This is a genomic window from Scandinavium sp. UTDF21-P1B, assembly GCF_040750395.1.
Taxonomy (GTDB): Bacteria; Pseudomonadota; Gammaproteobacteria; order Enterobacterales; family Enterobacteriaceae; genus Scandinavium.
In genome coordinates, this window is sequence record NZ_JBFLVD010000025.1 from 84232 (window position 1) to 99607 (window position 15376).

The 15376-nt window shown below is 54.0% G+C and carries 16 protein-coding genes; 11 read left to right on the forward strand and 5 right to left on the reverse strand.

What is annotated here, in order from left to right; genetic code table 11:
- Nucleotides 1–14: 14 nt before the first annotated feature.
- From yebS to AB1287_RS18275, 5 genes are all read left to right on the forward strand, one after another.
- Nucleotides 15–1298: a membrane integrity lipid transport subunit YebS gene (gene yebS / locus AB1287_RS18255; RefSeq protein WP_435618689.1), complete on the forward strand. Its 1284-nt coding sequence runs from the start codon at nucleotides 15–17 to the stop codon at nucleotides 1296–1298.
- On the forward strand, nucleotides 1267–3903 hold the full coding sequence (locus AB1287_RS18260) for an MlaD family protein (RefSeq protein ID WP_435618690.1): 2637 nt from the start codon (nucleotides 1267–1269) through the stop codon (nucleotides 3901–3903). Before yebS ends, AB1287_RS18260 begins: the two co-directional genes overlap by 32 nt.
- A gap of 77 nt (nucleotides 3904–3980) precedes the next feature.
- The gene (gene rsmF / locus AB1287_RS18265) at nucleotides 3981–5405 is read left to right on the forward strand and encodes a 16S rRNA (cytosine(1407)-C(5))-methyltransferase RsmF (protein ID WP_436799851.1); all 1425 of its coding nucleotides are present in this window, start codon (nucleotides 3981–3983) and stop codon (nucleotides 5403–5405) included.
- A 113-nt stretch (nucleotides 5406–5518) separates the two neighbouring features.
- Nucleotides 5519–5758 (forward strand): YebV family protein, encoded by a 240-nt coding sequence (locus AB1287_RS18270; protein ID WP_312625952.1) that lies wholly within the window; start codon nucleotides 5519–5521, stop codon nucleotides 5756–5758.
- A gap of 93 nt (nucleotides 5759–5851) precedes the next feature.
- Nucleotides 5852–6043 (forward strand): YebW family protein, encoded by a 192-nt coding sequence (locus tag AB1287_RS18275; protein ID WP_435618691.1) that lies wholly within the window; start codon nucleotides 5852–5854, stop codon nucleotides 6041–6043.
- Here AB1287_RS18275 and pphA read toward each other — a convergent pair whose 3' ends face one another.
- Entirely contained in the window at nucleotides 6044–6688 is a 645-nt protein-coding gene (pphA, locus tag AB1287_RS18280; RefSeq protein ID WP_435618692.1) for a protein-serine/threonine phosphatase, read from the reverse strand. It lies immediately after the preceding gene.
- 160 nt (nucleotides 6689–6848) lie between these two features.
- Here pphA and AB1287_RS18285 point away from each other — a divergent pair, with 160 nt between their 5' ends.
- From AB1287_RS18285 to AB1287_RS18295, 3 genes are all read left to right on the forward strand, one after another.
- Nucleotides 6849–7799, forward strand: coding sequence for a VirK/YbjX family protein (locus tag AB1287_RS18285; RefSeq protein ID WP_435618693.1), 951 nt, complete (start codon nucleotides 6849–6851; stop codon nucleotides 7797–7799).
- A 129-nt stretch (nucleotides 7800–7928) separates the two neighbouring features.
- Nucleotides 7929–8072, forward strand: a complete 144-nt coding sequence (locus AB1287_RS18290) for an Ecr family regulatory small membrane protein (RefSeq protein WP_312625956.1) — start codon at nucleotides 7929–7931, stop codon at nucleotides 8070–8072.
- A 453-nt stretch (nucleotides 8073–8525) separates the two neighbouring features.
- Nucleotides 8526–9281 carry a glycosyltransferase family 25 protein gene (locus AB1287_RS18295; protein ID WP_435618694.1) on the forward strand — a complete coding sequence of 252 codons (756 nt, stop codon included), beginning with the start codon at nucleotides 8526–8528 and terminating at the stop codon, nucleotides 9279–9281.
- A 536-nt stretch (nucleotides 9282–9817) separates the two neighbouring features.
- On the opposite strand, the gene AB1287_RS18300 is transcribed toward AB1287_RS18295, so the two are convergent.
- Genes AB1287_RS18300 through yobA form a run of 3 tightly spaced genes read right to left on the reverse strand, consistent with a single transcriptional unit; the run spans nucleotide 9818 to nucleotide 11418 of the window.
- On the reverse strand, nucleotides 9818–10156 hold the full coding sequence (locus AB1287_RS18300) for a YebY family protein (RefSeq protein WP_435618695.1): 339 nt from the start codon (nucleotides 10154–10156) through the stop codon (nucleotides 9818–9820).
- Nucleotides 10157–10172: 16 nt separating this feature from the next.
- Nucleotides 10173–11042 (reverse strand): copper homeostasis membrane protein CopD, encoded by an 870-nt coding sequence (gene copD / locus AB1287_RS18305; RefSeq protein WP_435618696.1) that lies wholly within the window; start codon nucleotides 11040–11042, stop codon nucleotides 10173–10175.
- Nucleotide 11043: 1 nt separating this feature from the next.
- On the reverse strand, nucleotides 11044–11418 hold the full coding sequence (gene yobA / locus AB1287_RS18310) for a CopC domain-containing protein YobA (RefSeq protein WP_435618697.1): 375 nt from the start codon (nucleotides 11416–11418) through the stop codon (nucleotides 11044–11046).
- A 138-nt stretch (nucleotides 11419–11556) separates the two neighbouring features.
- On the opposite strand from yobA, the gene AB1287_RS18315 reads away from it, so the two are divergent.
- From AB1287_RS18315 to exoX, 3 genes are all read left to right on the forward strand, one after another.
- Complete coding sequence (locus AB1287_RS18315; protein ID WP_312625987.1) at nucleotides 11557–11787, forward strand: DNA polymerase III subunit theta; 231 nt, start codon at nucleotides 11557–11559, stop codon at nucleotides 11785–11787.
- A gap of 108 nt (nucleotides 11788–11895) precedes the next feature.
- Complete coding sequence (locus tag AB1287_RS18320; RefSeq protein WP_435618698.1) at nucleotides 11896–12582, forward strand: nitrilase-related carbon-nitrogen hydrolase; 687 nt, start codon at nucleotides 11896–11898, stop codon at nucleotides 12580–12582.
- Nucleotides 12583–12610: 28 nt separating this feature from the next.
- Nucleotides 12611–13270, forward strand: a complete 660-nt coding sequence (gene exoX, locus AB1287_RS18325; RefSeq protein WP_435618699.1) for an exodeoxyribonuclease X — start codon at nucleotides 12611–12613, stop codon at nucleotides 13268–13270.
- Here exoX and ptrB read toward each other — a convergent pair whose 3' ends face one another.
- Nucleotides 13271–15331 (reverse strand): oligopeptidase B, encoded by a 2061-nt coding sequence (gene ptrB / locus AB1287_RS18330; RefSeq protein ID WP_435618760.1) that lies wholly within the window; start codon nucleotides 15329–15331, stop codon nucleotides 13271–13273.
- Nucleotides 15332–15376 lie beyond the last annotated feature (45 nt).

Here is a 15376-nt window from a genome sequence, read left to right on the forward strand (position 1 = left end):
TCTAAAGCGAATAAATGGCACTACGAGCTTCTCAAATAACGCCTGGCAAAAAAATCAGTATTCATGCGATAGGTAGTCCGTTATCACCCGCGGAGTACCATCGCTGCCCGCAGTGCGACATTCTGTTCAGCTTGCCCGTGGTAAAGGCCTCCCAGAGCGCTTATTGTCCTCGCTGTGACGCAAAAATTCGCGACGGGCGCGACTGGTCATTAACGCGTCTGGCCGCCATGGCAATTACGATGATGCTGCTGATGCCCTTTGCCTGGAGTGAGCCGCTGCTACGTCTGCACCTGCTCGGCATTCGCATTGACGCTAATCTGCTGCAGGGTATCTGGCAGATGACCGATCAGGGCGATCCCATCCCCGCAGCGATGGTGCTTTTTTGCAGCGTGGCTGCACCGCTGGTTCTGGTGGTTGCCATCGCCTGGCTGTGGCTCGGAAATATTCTTGGCATGAATCTTCGCCCGGTATTGCTGATGCTGGAGAGGCTTAAAGAGTGGGTCATGCTCGACATCTATCTGGTTGGCGTCGGCGTGGCATCAATAAAGGTGCAGGACTACGCCTTTCTTCAGCCTGGCGTGGGTCTGATCGCCTTTGTCTCCCTCGTGCTGCTGAGCATCCTGACGCTGATTCATCTGAACGTGGAACAACTCTGGGACCGTTTCTACCCACAGCGCCCGGCCCAGCGGCCCGATCCAGGCCTGCAGGTGTGTCTCGGCTGCCATCACACTGGCTTCTCTGATTCACGCGGTCGCTGCCGCCGTTGTCACGTGCCGCTGCGCCACCGTCGCCCTTACAGCCTGCAAAAATGCTGGGCGGCGCTGATTGCCTCGCTGATCTTCCTGTTCCCGGCAAACCTGCTGCCTATCTCGATTATTTATGTCAACGGCGCTCGTCAGGAAGACACCATTCTTTCCGGCATTATGTCGCTTGGTAACAGTAATATTCCGGTGGCGGCCGTTGTATTTATCGCCAGTATGTTGGTGCCGTTTACGAAAGTGCTGGTGCTGCTGACGCTGCTGGTATCCATTCACTTTAAGTGTGAACAGGGCCTCAGAACCCGCATTCTGTTGCTGCGTTTCGTGACCTGGATCGGCCGCTGGTCGATGCTGGATCTGTTCGTGATTTCGCTGATGACGTCGCTTATCAACCGCGACCAGCTGCTGGCTTTTACTATGGGACCCGCTGCGTTTTATTTCGGCGCTGCGGTAATATTGACTATTCTTGCTGTTGAATGGCTGGACAGCCGCTTACTTTGGGATGCACATGAGTCAGGAAACGCCCGCTTCACCGACTGAAGCGAGAATTAAAACCAAACGCCGTATCTCTCCTTTCTGGCTCCTGCCGGTCATCGCATTGCTGATAGCCGGCTGGCTTATCTGGAGCAGCTTTGAAGATCGCGGCACCACCATTACCATCGACTTCATCTCGGCGGACGGCATCGTCCCTGGGCGTACGCCCGTACGCTACCAGGGCGTGGAAGTGGGCACGGTGGAATCCATTAATCTTGCCAAAGATCTCAACCATATTGAGGTCAAGGCCAGCATTAAAGGCGACATGAAAGACGCACTGCGCGAAGAAACGCAGTTCTGGCTCGTTACGCCGAAGGCCTCTCTGGCCGGGGTTTCTGGCCTTGATGCGCTGGTCGGCGGCAACTACATCGGCATGATGCCAGGTAAAGGTGAAGCCAAAGATCATTTCACCGCGCTGGATACACAGCCGAAATATCGCCTGAACAACGGCGAGCTGATGATCCACCTTCACGCTCCGGATTTAGGCTCACTCAACAGCGGGTCGCTGGTCTACTTCCGCAAAATTCCTGTTGGGCGCGTCTACGATTACGCCATTAACGCCAATAAGCAGGGGGTGACCATTGATATTCTCATCGACAGGCGTTTCACCAACCTGGTGAAAAAAGGCAGCCGCTTCTGGAACGTATCGGGAATCAAAGCGGATGTCGGACTGAGCGGCGCCAAAGTTCAGCTTGAGAGCCTTGCCGCGCTGGTTAACGGCGCAATTGCCTTCGATTCGCCGGACAACTCGGCAGTGGCGACCCAGAACGACGAATTTGGCCTGTACGAAGACCTGGCACACAGCCAGCGCGGCGTCATCGTCAAACTGGCTCTGCCAGATGGCAACGGCCTGAAAGCAGGCTCAACGGCGCTGATGTATCAGGGTCTGGAAGTCGGTCAGCTTACCAAACTGGATCTCAATCCAGGCGGCGCCGTAAGCGGAGAGATGACGGTTGACCCGAGCGTCGTCAATTTGCTGCGCGAGAAAACCCGCATCGAACTGCGCAATCCTAAGCTCTCGCTCGATAACACCAATCTCAGTTCCCTGCTGACCGGGAGCACCTTTGAGCTGGTACCTGGTGAAGGCGAGCCGCGCGATCGTTTCGTCGTCGTCCCTGCCGACAAAACCCTGCTGCAGGAGCCCGGCGTTGCCACGCTGACGCTGAATGCTCCGGACTCCTACGGCATCGATGCGGGCCAGCCGATTATCCTCCACGGTATTAAGATTGGTCAGGTACTGGAGAGAACGCTGACGGGCAAAGGCGTGTCGTTTTCTGTTGCTATCGACCCACAATACCGTGACCTCGTTCACGGTGATACGAAGTTCGTGGTGAACAGCCGTGTTGACGTCAAAGTGGGCCTCGACGGCGTTGAATTCCTCGGAGCCAGCGCCACCGAGTGGCTGAGCGGTGGGATCCGCATTCTGCCCGGTGAGAAAGGCCCGATGAAGCAGGAATACCCGCTGTATGCCAATCTGGAGAAAGCGCTGGAAAACAGCCTCGGAGATTTGCCCACAACGACGCTGACGCTGACGGCGGACACGCTCCCGGACGTACAGGCGGGTTCCGTGGTGCTGTATCGCAAGTTTGAAGTAGGTGAAGTAATCACCGTGCGTCCACGCGCAAATGCGTTTGATATCGATCTGCATATTAAACCGGAGTATCGCCAGCTGCTGACGCCAAACAGCGTGTTCTGGGCTGAGGGCGGCGCGAAAGTGCAGCTCAACGGCAGTGGGTTAACGGTACAGGCCTCCCCGCTCTCCCGGGCGCTGCGCGGGGCGATTAGCTTTGATAATCTGAGCGGTGCCGGGGCCGGGGCGCGTAAAGGCGACAAACGCATTCTCTACTCTTCCGAGACGGCTGCGCGCGCCGTGGGCGGGCAAATCACGCTACATGCTTTTGACGCCGGGAAGCTGTCGGCAGGCATGCCAATTCGTTATCTGGGCATTGATATTGGTCAGATCCAGACGCTGGAGCTGATCACTGCCCGCAACGAAGTTCAGGCAAAAGCCGTGCTCTATCCGGAATACGTCAACACCTTTGCCCGGGGCGGGACCCGTTTCTCGGTCGTCACCCCGCAGATTTCAGCCGCAGGCGTGGAACACCTGGACACCATTTTGCAACCGTATATCAACGTCGAACCGGGTCGTGGTGGCAACCCACGCCGTGATTTTGAATTACAGGAAGCCACGATTACCGATTCCCGCTACCTCGACGGCCTGAGCATCATCGTCGAAGCGCCGGAAGCCGGATCGCTCAGCATCGGTACACCGGTGCTGTTCCGCGGCATTGAGGTCGGTACCGTCACCGGGCTGCAGCTGGGTTCTCTCTCCGACCGCGTGATGGTTGCGCTGCGTATCAGCCAGCGCTATCAGCATCTGGTGCGTAATAATTCGGTCTTCTGGCTGGCTTCAGGCTACAACCTCGATTTCGGCATCATCGGCGGCGTAGTGAAAACCGGGACATTTAACCAGTTCATTCGCGGCGGTATTGCCTTCGCGACGCCTCCGGGCACGCCGCTCGCGCCGAAGGCGCAGGATAACAAGCATTTCCTGTTACAGGATTCTGAACCGAAAGAGTGGCGCGACTGGGGCACGGCCCTGCCGCGATAACCCTCAGCGACGCTGGCTGTAAGAAGCTGGCGTCGCTGTGGTAAACTGCGCGACCGTTTCTGAATCTGGTGCGTTTCGTGGCTTATCTCCCTGACTCCTTTCTCGAGGTGATGCGTGCAGCAATGCCGTCTCACCTCTCCTTCGACGACTTTATCGCTGCCTGTCAGCGTCCTCTGCGTCGCAGCATTCGCGTGAATACGCTTAAAATTTCCGTTGCGGAATTCCTGCAGCTGGTCGCGCCTTATGGCTGGCAGCTGACGCCAGTGCCGTGGTGCGAAGAAGGATTCTGGATCGAACGCGATGACGAAGATTCTCTCCCGCTTGGCAGCACAGCCGAGCACCTGAGCGGGCTGTTTTATATTCAGGAAGCCAGCTCCATGCTGCCGGTAACGGCGCTTTTCGCCGACGACAATCAGCCGCAGCGCGTGATGGACGTGGCAGCCGCACCGGGTTCCAAAACAACGCAAATTGCCGCACGAATGAGGAACCGGGGTGCGATCCTTGCCAATGAATTTTCCGCCAGCCGCGTCAAAGTTCTTCACGCTAATATCAGCCGCTGCGGGATCGGTAACGTCGCCCTCACCCACTTCGACGGTCGCGTATTTGGCGCAGCCCTGCCAGAAAGTTTTGATGCAATACTGCTGGATGCGCCCTGCTCCGGTGAGGGCGTGGTACGTAAGGATCCGGACGCGCTGAAAAACTGGTCACCCGAAAGCAACAGCGAGATAGCCGGCACTCAGCGGGAGCTGATCGACAGCGCTTTTCATGTGCTGAAAACCGGAGGAACGCTGGTTTATTCTACCTGTACGCTCAACCGGGAAGAGAACGAAGACGTGCTGGCCTGGCTGCTGGCACGCTATCCACAGGCGGTGGAAGTCACACCGCTCAATGCGCTTTTCAGCGGGGCTGAACTGGCGCTGACGCCGGAAGGTTTCCTGCATGTGTTCCCGCAAATTTACGACTGCGAAGGTTTTTTCGTGGCTCGTTTACGTAAAACAGCCGCCATAGAAGCACTGCCTGCCCCGGGCTATAAGGTTGGCAAATTCCCGTTCATCCCAATGAAAGGCCGTGAGGCTTCAGCCGTTATCCAGGCCGCTGCCGCCGTGGGTCTGGAATGGAATGAAAACCTGCACCTGTGGCAGCGTGATAAAGAGATCTGGCTGTTCCCGGCTGAAATCGAACCGCTGATTGGTAAAGTGCGTTTTTCACGCATCGGCATGCGCCTCGCAGAAACCTTTAACAAAGGCTATCGTTGGCAGCATGAAGCGGTTATCGCGCTGGCGGGTGAAAAAAGTTCACGCTTTGAGTTAACGCTTGCCGAAGCGGAAGAGTGGTATCGTGGCCGCGACGTCTGGCCAGAAAACCCACCGTCCCGCGACGATGTTATCGTGACCTTTCAGGGACATCCGCTGGGGCTGGCAAAAAAAGTCGGCTCGCGGCTAAAAAACAGCTACCCGCGTGAACTGGTCCGTGACGGTAAACTCTTTGCTGGCAAGGCGTAGCGGGGAATAAAAATAAGCACGTTCTGACTGGCAAAATGCTCGTCGTTGTCTACGCTGAAAAATGGGCGGCTTAACTGGTCGTACCACAACAGAGCAGACAACCGGAGAGCATTATGACTAAAACCAGCGTACGAATCGGCGCATTTGAAATTGATGACGCCGAACTGCATGGCGACCAACAGGGCGAGCGAACGTTAAGTATTCCCTGTAAATCCGATCCTGATTTGTGCATGCAGCTTGATGCATGGGATGCCGAAACCAGCGTGCCAGCCATTCTCGACGGCGAGCACTCCGTCCTCTACCGTCAGCATTACGATCGTCAGTCCGACGCCTGGGTCATGCGCTTAGCCTGATGCCAATGTAACCCGCCTGCAGGCGGGTTAATTATTTCCCGTTTCGCTTATCTCTCTTACACTTAAAGTTCGCTCTTCAGGTGTGGGGAAGTCATGTTCGCTCTGGTATTGTTTATTTGTTACCTCGATGGCGGCTGTGAAGATATCGTTGTCGACGTCTATAACACCGAACCTCAATGCGTTCGGGCCATGTACGACCAGCGTATTCGCCATGGTGGCTGCTTTCCGATAGAGGATTTTATTGATGGATTCTGGCAACCTGCACAGGCGTACAGCGATCTGTAATTACTGAAGCTGCACCAGCGTCAGCTTGCCGCCAAAGACGGCGCCGGTATCGATATAGTGTTGATTCAACACATCGTAACGGTGCCTGAGCGGCGTGTGGCCAAACCAAAAATGATCGGCCCCATCAATGGGATGATGCTGACCCGCAAGATGATCGCTCAGGCGCTGTCTGTCCCAAAGCACCCGATGCCAGTCAACGGTCTGCTGCCAGCGGTAGTGTGCCGCCGGGTAATCCGCATGGGCAATCACGTGCGTCGCGGCGTCAGTGACCACCTCAATGATGAAAGGCAGCGCTTCGCAGGCCTGCAACAGCCGCCGGGCGGCGGCACGTTCAGACGGCGAACAGCGCTCAAACCATTCCCCGCCGTTAAGCTCCCACAGCGATAGCTGCTGATGCGTCAGCGCATCCATCGCCATCTGTTCGTGATTGCCGCGAATTGCCAGCACCCATTTCTCCTCAAGGAGTTCAAGACATTTCAGGCTGTCCGGTCCGCGGTCGATCAGGTCGCCAACGGAAATGAGTAAATCCTTATAAGGGTTGAACTGTCGGGCCTTTAGCGCAGACATCAGCAAAGCAAAACAGCCATGCAGATCGCCTGTTAGCCAGATATGTTGCCACGTATTACCTTCCACGCGCTGATACATATTTCCCCCTTCTACAAAGTATAGAACGCTGAATACGCTCAGGGCTTTTTCCGTAAACTTAAATAAAGGCTAAACACGCCGGGAATAAAACCTGCGGATGCGTTAGAGCCAGCCATTGTTGCCGCTAAAATAGCCTCTGAAACAAAATGAGGTTAATATCGTGACCGACAACTCCCTGCACTCCCTGTTATCATCAGCGCCACAGGCCCACATTATTTCCGAGTTGATCAAGGGCAACCTTGCTCCGGCACCTATCTGGAAAAAAGCAGATTACCGTCTTAAATTTTTGCTGCGCACGCTGATTTATTATCGTTCGACCCGGCTCATGCTCGACAGCCTCGGGCAGCGTCCCGATTTTATGCGCCTGCTGAATGCTCAGGTGACTTTGCCGAGTAAAACACATCGCCAATATCTCACTCGCGGTCTCTCTTCCACGCAGCGCGCAGAAGCCATTGTGGGTCACTATCAGTTTATTGATTCACTGAAAAGCCCAACGCTTGCCGCTGCCCTGACCGCCATAGACCCGACGCCCTTACTGACATTTACGGGTAAAGATGAAGCAAAATTCACGCTGTACGCTTCCTGCGCGTGCAAAGCTGAGCGTGAAGGTGAAAGCACGCTCTGGTTCTGTAGCGAAGATAATACCGTGCTCGCCAGCACCACTTTCTGCATCAGGCGCGATTCAGAAGGGTGGGAATTGATCGTCGGCGGGCTGCAGGGCCCACGCCGCTCCGTTTCACATGAGGTTATAAAATCCGCAACTCGCGCCTGCTATGGCTTATTCCCGAAACGCATTCTGGTTGAATTCTTTGGCCTGTTGGCCGCTGAATGTGACATTGTCCGCATCACCGGCGTGAGTGATAACGGGCATGTTTTCCGCGCCCTGCGCTATCGCTTCAGCAAAGGCCAGCATTTCCATGCCAGCTATGACGAGTTCTGGGCCTCCATCGAAGGCGTCAAAACCAGCGAATTCCGCTGGCAGCTGCCGCTTCAGCAGGAACGAAAGGCCATTGAAGATATTGCGAGCAAAAAGCGTGCAGAATACCGCCGCCGCTTTGCTCTACTTGATGAAATGGCCATACAGTTTAAGACACTTTTTCCACTGGCCTGACCCCCATAAAATGAGCTTGTACCTGTAATCAGGCACAAGCTTAGTGCTCCGCGTTTGCCGTGCCCCGTGGTGATCCGCTATCATCTTGCTGATAACATTCCGATTCCCCGCTGGCGGTGCCTCCAGGCTATGAGCAAAACTGAAATCTTCCTCATACTACTGATCCTGGTGATTCTGATCGTCGGCATCTGGTTTATCTTCAGCGATCAAATCTGGGTGCTGGTAAGCTACCTTGAAACGCTGATCTATCCCGACATCGTCACACCCGAATAATCACTGAGAAACCTGTTCAAAAATAAACAAATTGATGTTTGAAGCCTTCAGCGGCAATCTCTATTATGCATAGCGAAACGTGACGCAAAAAAACGGCTCGTTTCCAGTCAGTCTGAATCCATCCCCTTGATGAGAGATGTTCAGACCAGGCACTGGCGGCACTGCATACCCCTCTAAAATCGCCAACGTGAATCCGATATAATATTCATTGCAAGCTTTGTCCTCTTTACCCTGCGAAGTGAAGGGGATTTTTTTGCCGGTCCCACAGCGACTGATTTTTACCCGCAGCTACTACCAACAGAGCGTCCATCCACACCCACAGTGCAGTTTTCCTGTATAATGTCTCCGCACATTCTATTTTTATGGCGGTTCAGCTGACGTGAAAGAGAATGAATTGAATCGTGTACCTGAAAAATGCGCAAAACTGATGCGCAACATGAAAGAAAGATAAAAATGAAAACATTTATTATTAATTTAAAAAGCTCAGTAGACAGACGATTAAAAATAGAAGGCCAGCTTAACGCCCTGTCAATTGATCACGAATTTATAGAGGCTGTTAACGGTAAAGCCATGTCAACTGAAGAGTTAGCCGATAAGACAAAAAAAATAAATTATGCATTCTTACCCGGTGAGATTGGATGTGCATTAAGTCACCAAAAGATTTATAAAAAAATGATTGATGAAAATATTGACTCAGCCTTAATCCTTGAGGATGACGTAATCCTCCTTGATGGCTTTAGTGAAGTAATAAGAAAAATAACTCTTCCCGAAAATAGTCCAACCGTTATTTTACTTAGCAGAGTTAATAAACACTATAAAAAACCATTAAAAAACATTACTGTAAACCATTGTCTTCACAAAACCCAGCATGCAACCACAGCACATAGTTATATTATTAATAAATCCGGTGCTAAATCTTTACTTTCTGCTTTATATCCCGTGTGGATGACAGCAGATAAATGGAGCTTATTTGAGGATTTGTCACTCATTGATGTTAGTTCAGTTATTCCGCACCCTGTAGATTTATCGAATGATGCAATAAAATCAACAATAAACACCTCAAAAGGTGATACAAGCATCGATAAGGCTAAGCAAGAAATATGGGATATTTTAATGCAAGAGAGGTCAATACTTGCCAAATTTAAGCATAGGTACCGTAGGGCTATAACCCCCATATTCCATAAAATAGTAAATCAGGGCAAAGGTTAACAGTGAGAGTTCGGAAGTTTGTGACAAATTAGATCCTGGATAGGGCGGATCTGCAAAGCGACCGATGGAGAACGCCTGCCTAAAATTTTTCGCTCATACACCTTAGAAAATGACACGATGGCTCATAACAAATCCCGGAGACAATTCGTGCTGATCTGATTTTTTGGTGTAAAAAAAATGTTAAGAGCAGTTTTGATGTGATATAACAACAGTCAGGCCGATCTCAGTGGTGTGGTAAATTGTTGAGGTTGGTGCTATCAGCCGCAGCATAGCTGATAAAAAGAGACCGAATACGATTCCTGTATTCGGTCCAGGGAAATGGCTCCTGGGAGAGAGCCGTGCGCTAAAAGTTGGCATTAATGCAGGCTAAAGTCGCCTTGCCCTTTAAGAATAGATGACCATGCCAGGTTTTCCAGTCCGCGACGAAAGTGGTCAGAAAAAAACCGTGAGCAAAGCGTCACAAAACACAAAAACCGCAGGTTTTCAGCTGAAAACGTTGCGGTTTTTTATTGCCAGTCAAACGGTTAGCGCTTCGGTCAGCAGAGCTTCTCTGCGCGGGCGATAAACGGTGCCAAGCTCATCTTTTGACCCGGTTTTGCCGGATCGTCATTCTGAATCACCGAAATGGGCTGAGCCGTGGTTTTACCTGCTTTCACTTCCTGCTCGGCAACGGTATTCAGCGGATACTGCACCAGCGTACTCGGGTTAATGGCATACAGCGCGTTGCCTGGGCGGCAGGTCAGCATGACTTCCTCACGATTGAACGCCCATTTCGCTTTGCCGATTTCAAAGCGGCTGACGGTGATAATCTGAGGTGCCGCGAGAGCAGCTCCAGAAGTTGCCAATAACAGCATAGAAAGAACGAGTTTTTTCATAATAAAGCCACTTTTTTCAAAACGGTTCCCAGGTTGCAAACAGACTAACCACCGCTAATACCAGAGCCCCTAAGATCATTTCAGCCTGAGTGGTGCGCAAAAACAGCGCCTGCATGTGCGCCCCATCGGCCTTCAGGCGCGGCACCAGAACATACCTGTTCGCTAGCGCGATTACCACCATCAGCGCCACTAACGCACATTTCACCAACAGCAGCCGTCCATAAGCGGTATCGGCGATAAGCTGCCCCTGAATCAGCAAGGCGTTGGCAATCCCGCTCAGCACGACGCCCGCGACAGCCACATGGCCGTAGCGCGAATAGCGCATCATGGTGTGTATTGCCGACGCTCGCCAGTGCCCCCGAGTCAATCGCAGGCAGTACAGGAACGGCAGCAGCCCACCAAACCAGGCCCCGGCGCAGAGCAGATGCAGCGCATGATTGGTGCGCTGCAACGCGCCGACAATACCATCATGCATCGCGGCATGTCCTGTGCCCGCCATCAGTAAAAACTGAGCGACGCAAAGGATAAGCAGCAACGGAGCCAGTTTCGCAGGCCGAATCAACGCCACCAGCAACGCAACCCACGTCAGCAGAATTTGCCACAGCCAGACGCTGCCAAAACGCGTCTCCAGCACCGCCAGCCAGATATCCGGGCGCACCACATCACGCCAGCCGTTACCCATCAGGCCGCCCTGCACCATCAGTATCAGCGTGACAGAAACGGCATTCACCAGCAGAGCCCAGCGGAGAACCATGCTGAAACGCTGCATAATGAGGCGACGTAATGACGGCATGGCCCACCAGGCACCGTACATCACGACACCAAACGCCAGCATCACGGCGATAAAATGCAGGCCTCGTAGCCCGACATACGCAGACGCCAGCACGCTATTTCACGCTGAAGTGATACTGGCCTTGGGTTTTATGCCCGTCGACGGACACCACATGCCAGTCGACGGTGTAATCACCCGGCTTCAGAGATTGCTCTACCGGGACAATCAGCTCCTTACTGTCTTTCTCGTTGAGCTTCACGGCCCCTAATGGGACTTTGGCCTGCTGCGGGCCGGTGACGGTGATGCCGCTGAATTTCACTTCAATCCCTTCGGAGAAGCTGAGCGTCAGCGCCTGTGGGACCGTTGTCACCTGCGCATTAGCAGCAGGAGATTGCTGTTTGAGATGTGCGTGAGCGAATGCGGCAGCCGTGGAGAAAAGGCAGGTCAGTAGCACACCGGCGCACAAGGCACGGAAAGCGGTCAGGTTCATTCTCTTCATTCCCTTTTGTTATTTATCTGTCCCAAAGGATAACGCTGTATGATGTTTACGTCGAGATTCCACGCCGTCGTACTTGCTTTTTCCCGACACGCTTAGTACTTTCAGCCGCGATAACAGAAGGAGACCATGATGCACACCAATCTGGCAAAAATCCCCCAGGACGAAATGGACAAAGTGAATGTTGATTTGGCCGCCGCCGGGGTCGCTTTTAAAGAGCGCTACAATATGCCGATCGTCGCCGAAGTGGTTGAGCGTGAACAGCCTGCCCATCTGCGCGACTGGTTTCGCGAGCGCCTGATTGCCCATCGTCTGGCGTCGGTCAACCTCTCTCGCCTGCCGTACGAGCCCAAAGCCAAATAAGCCTTACTGAGAGTTACACTTCCTTACATTTACCCTGCTACACTTCAATGGAAAATTCTTAAGTGCGACTCACGGACGCTGAGTCAGGAAAGTGTTAAGGAAGCCACTATGCCTGCATGGACTATTGCCGCTGCACAGTACACGGCCTGCAACAGGAACGTTGCGGAAAATATTGCCCATCATTTACGGTTTATCGAAGCGGCAGCAAAACTCACCTGCCAGCTTATCGTCTTTCCGGAGCTGTCGCTGACTGGCCCGGATACCTCGTCGCCCCTTCCCCCTCCGCCCGACAGAGAACTGCTTGAGCCATTGAGCTATGCCGCCTCTCGCCACGGCATAACGATTGTCGCCGGCCTCCCGGTGGAACAAAACGGTGAACGGCATAAAGGCGTGGTCGTGTTTGTCCCCGGAAATACCGCCCCTCTCATGCTGTGTCAGGGCACCTGCCAGACGCCGCAGGCGCGCCACATCAGTATTCTTGCCCCAGAGGCCGAAGACAACGAACTGGATCCGCTGGCTTCCCTGCTTGCTGCAGGCACCTGCACCCGGGAGTTTCAGCAACAGCAATCAGTTCAGCAGCTGCAACGGCTGGCACACAAATACGCCATCGCCGTGCTGAAATCTAATTTTGCCGGCGGAAGTGCCCTATGGGATGAACACGGTCAGCTCATCGTACGCGCCGATAGCGGTGAACTGCTGCTGACCGGACGCAAATACGAGGGTGGATGGGAAGGAGAGATCATTCCCATGCGGGAAAGCCTTTACGCCATTGACGAAAGCCGCTGCGACGCATAACCTGCCTCTTTTTAGCCGGGAGAGCACCATGTTACGCGTTATCGATACGGAAACCTGTGATTTACAGGGAGGCGTCGTTGAAATTGCCTCGGTAGACATTGTTGACGGTAAGATAACCAACCCCATGAGCCATCTTGTGCGGCCGGACAGACCCATCAGCCCGCAGGCGATGGCAATCCATCGCATTACTGAGGAGATGGTCGCCGATAAGCCGTGGATTGAGGATGTGGTGCCGCATTACCAGGGCAGTGCGTGGTACGTGGCACATAACGCCAGTTTCGATCGCCGCGTGTTGCCGGAAATGAACGGGGAGTGGATTTGCACCATGAAGCTCGCTCGTCGCCTGTGGCCAGGCATCAAGTACAGCAATATGGCGCTGTACAAATCCCGCAAGCTAAGCGTCGCCACACCGCCGGGCCTGCATCATCACCGCGCCCTGTATGACTGCTATATCACGGCAGCGCTGCTGATTGATATTATGAACGTCTCCGGCTGGAATGCGGATCAAATGGTCGATATCACCGGACGACCTGCATTAATGACGACCTTCACCTTCGGCAAGTACCGCGGTAAACCGGTGGCGGAGATTGCTGAGAAAGATCCCGGCTACCTCCGCTGGCTGTTCAATAATCTCAACTCAATGAGCCCGGAGCTCCGCCTGACGCTGAAACACTGGCTGGGAGAATAGCTAGCGCGGCGCCTGGCCCGGCAGCGTCCCTTGGGCCAGCGCGATCAGGAACGTGTACTCGAGCGCCACACCTTCATAGCTTTTAAAGCGCCCCGATTTCCCGCCGTGCCCGGAATCCATATCGGTACAAAGCAACAGCAGGTTATCGTCGGTTTTCAGCTCCCTTAGTTTCGCCACCCACTTTGCCGGCTCCCAGTATTGTACCTGTGAGTCATGCAGCCCGGTGGTCACCAGCAGATGCGGATAGGCTTTCGGTCCGACGTTATCGTAGGGACTGTAACCCTTCATATACTCGTAATACTCAGGATCCTGCGGATTGCCCCACTCCTCGAATTCTCCGGTCGTGAGCGGGATGGACTCATCCAGCATGGTTGTTACCACGTCCACAAACGGCACCTGGGCAATGACGCCATGGAACAGCTCCGGTCGTTGATTAATTGCCACGCCCATCAGCATACCGCCCGCGCTGCCGCCCATGCCGTAGCAGAGCGACGGGTTGCCATAGCCCTGCGCCAGCAGCGCATCGCAGACGTCGAGATAGTCGTTAAAGGTATTATTTTTCAACAAGAACTTGCCGTCTTCATACCACTGCTGCCCAAGCTCCCCGCCGCCGCGAACGTGGGCAATGGCGAAGACAAAGCCGCGATCGAGGAGACTCAGGCGGCTACTGCTAAAGTCGGCATCCATGCTGGTACCATAGGAGCCATAGCCGTAGACCAGCAGCGGATTATTGCCCTGACGAAAATGCTCGCGGTGATACACCAGTGAGACCGGCACCTCAACGCCGTCGCGGGCTTTAACCCACAGATGCTCACTGCGATAGCGGCTGGCATCGAACCCTTTCACCTCCTGCTGCTTAAGCACCGTACGTTCGCCGGTATCCATGTTCAGCTCAAACAGCGTGTCCGGCGTCGTCATCGACGAATAGCCGTAGCGAAGCCGTGGTGTATCCGGTTCGGGGTTATAGGCAAGCCAGGTAACGTACGCCGGATCGTCGAAGGCAATTCCGAACGACTCCCGGGTTTTGCGGTTGATTTGGCGCAGGCTGGTTAAGCCGTGCTGACGCTCTTCCACCACCAGCCAGTCGGTAAACAGCGTAAAGCCTTCGAGCATCACCTCCTCACGCGGAGGGATAAGCGCCTCCCAGCGACTTTCGTCGCGGACTGACGATCGATAAAGACCGAAGTTTTTTCCCTCGCGGTTCGAGCGCAGATAAAAGTGATGCTGGAAATGGTCAAGGCTGTATTCATGATCTTTACGGCGAGGAAGGAAGCACAGCGGCTGCGCATCCGGCAGCTCCGCATCCAGCAGCAGCACTTCGCTGGTCGTCGCACTGGCAAGATGAACGATCACGTAATGTTTTGAACTGGTTTTGTGCAGGCTGACGTAAAACATGTCGTCCTGCTCCTCATACACCAGCTCATCTGCCGACATCGGCATCCCGACGGTGTGCCGCCAGACCTGGAAAGGCAACAGCGTGGTCGGATGCTTACGCACGTAATACAGCGTTTGCGAGTCGTTACCCCAGACAAAATCCGGCTCCACGTTTTCCAGCGTTTCCGGATACCAGTTCCCGTTTTCCAGATTGCGAATGCGTAAGCCGTACTGGCGGCGGGAGAGAAAATCTTCGGTGATTGCGAGCAGCGTATTGTCCGGTGAAACCAGGATCCCGCCAAGCGTATAAAACTCGCTATGAGCCGCTCGCTGATTGCCATCGAGCAGCACGTCCCAATCGTCCCATACTTCTTTCAGCACCGACTGGCGTTGAAAAATAGCGTATTCGCATCCGGGTTCGTAAACGCGTCGGTAACGGTAGCCGTTTCTGCTATAGGGCGCGGAGACTTCACGTTCAGGAATGCGATCGACAATCTCCTTGAGCACTTTATCCTGCAAGCTGCGCTGCGAGGTCATTACCTCGTGCCCGTAGTCATTTTCCTGCTTAAGGTAGTCGAGCACGGCGGGCTGCACGCGGTCGTCGTCGCGCAGCCAGTAGTAGTTGTCGATGCGGGTATCGCCATGAAGCGTCATGGCGTGCGGAATTCGTTTTGCTTTTGGTGGCATGTCGTTGTTCTTCTGCAAATTACCTCCTCTAAGGGTGGCAAAAGT

Excerpts from the sequence above, each read along its gene's own strand:
- AB1287_RS18260 (WP_435618690.1), top strand. The coding sequence starts at position 1,267 with ATGAGTCAGGAAACGCCCGCTTCACCGACTGAAGCGAGAATTAAAACC.
- AB1287_RS18270 (WP_312625952.1), top strand. The coding sequence starts at position 5,519 with ATGACTAAAACCAGCGTACGAATCGGCGCATTTGAAATTGATGACGCC.
- AB1287_RS18300 (WP_435618695.1), bottom strand. The coding sequence starts at position 10,156 with ATGAAAAAACTCGTTCTTTCTATGCTGTTATTGGCAACTTCTGGAGCT.
- AB1287_RS18315 (WP_312625987.1), top strand. The coding sequence starts at position 11,557 with ATGCACACCAATCTGGCAAAAATCCCCCAGGACGAAATGGACAAAGTG.
- yebS (WP_435618689.1), top strand. The coding sequence starts at position 15 with ATGGCACTACGAGCTTCTCAAATAACGCCTGGCAAAAAAATCAGTATT.
- AB1287_RS18320 (WP_435618698.1), top strand. The coding sequence starts at position 11,896 with ATGCCTGCATGGACTATTGCCGCTGCACAGTACACGGCCTGCAACAGG.
- AB1287_RS18295 (WP_435618694.1), top strand. The coding sequence starts at position 8,526 with ATGAAAACATTTATTATTAATTTAAAAAGCTCAGTAGACAGACGATTA.
- pphA (WP_435618692.1), bottom strand. The coding sequence starts at position 6,688 with ATGTATCAGCGCGTGGAAGGTAATACGTGGCAACATATCTGGCTAACA.
- yobA (WP_435618697.1), bottom strand. The coding sequence starts at position 11,418 with ATGAACCTGACCGCTTTCCGTGCCTTGTGCGCCGGTGTGCTACTGACC.
- AB1287_RS18290 (WP_312625956.1), top strand. The coding sequence starts at position 7,929 with ATGAGCAAAACTGAAATCTTCCTCATACTACTGATCCTGGTGATTCTG.
- AB1287_RS18275 (WP_435618691.1), top strand. The coding sequence starts at position 5,852 with ATGTTCGCTCTGGTATTGTTTATTTGTTACCTCGATGGCGGCTGTGAA.
- exoX (WP_435618699.1), top strand. The coding sequence starts at position 12,611 with ATGTTACGCGTTATCGATACGGAAACCTGTGATTTACAGGGAGGCGTC.
- ptrB (WP_435618760.1), bottom strand. The coding sequence starts at position 15,331 with ATGCCACCAAAAGCAAAACGAATTCCGCACGCCATGACGCTTCATGGC.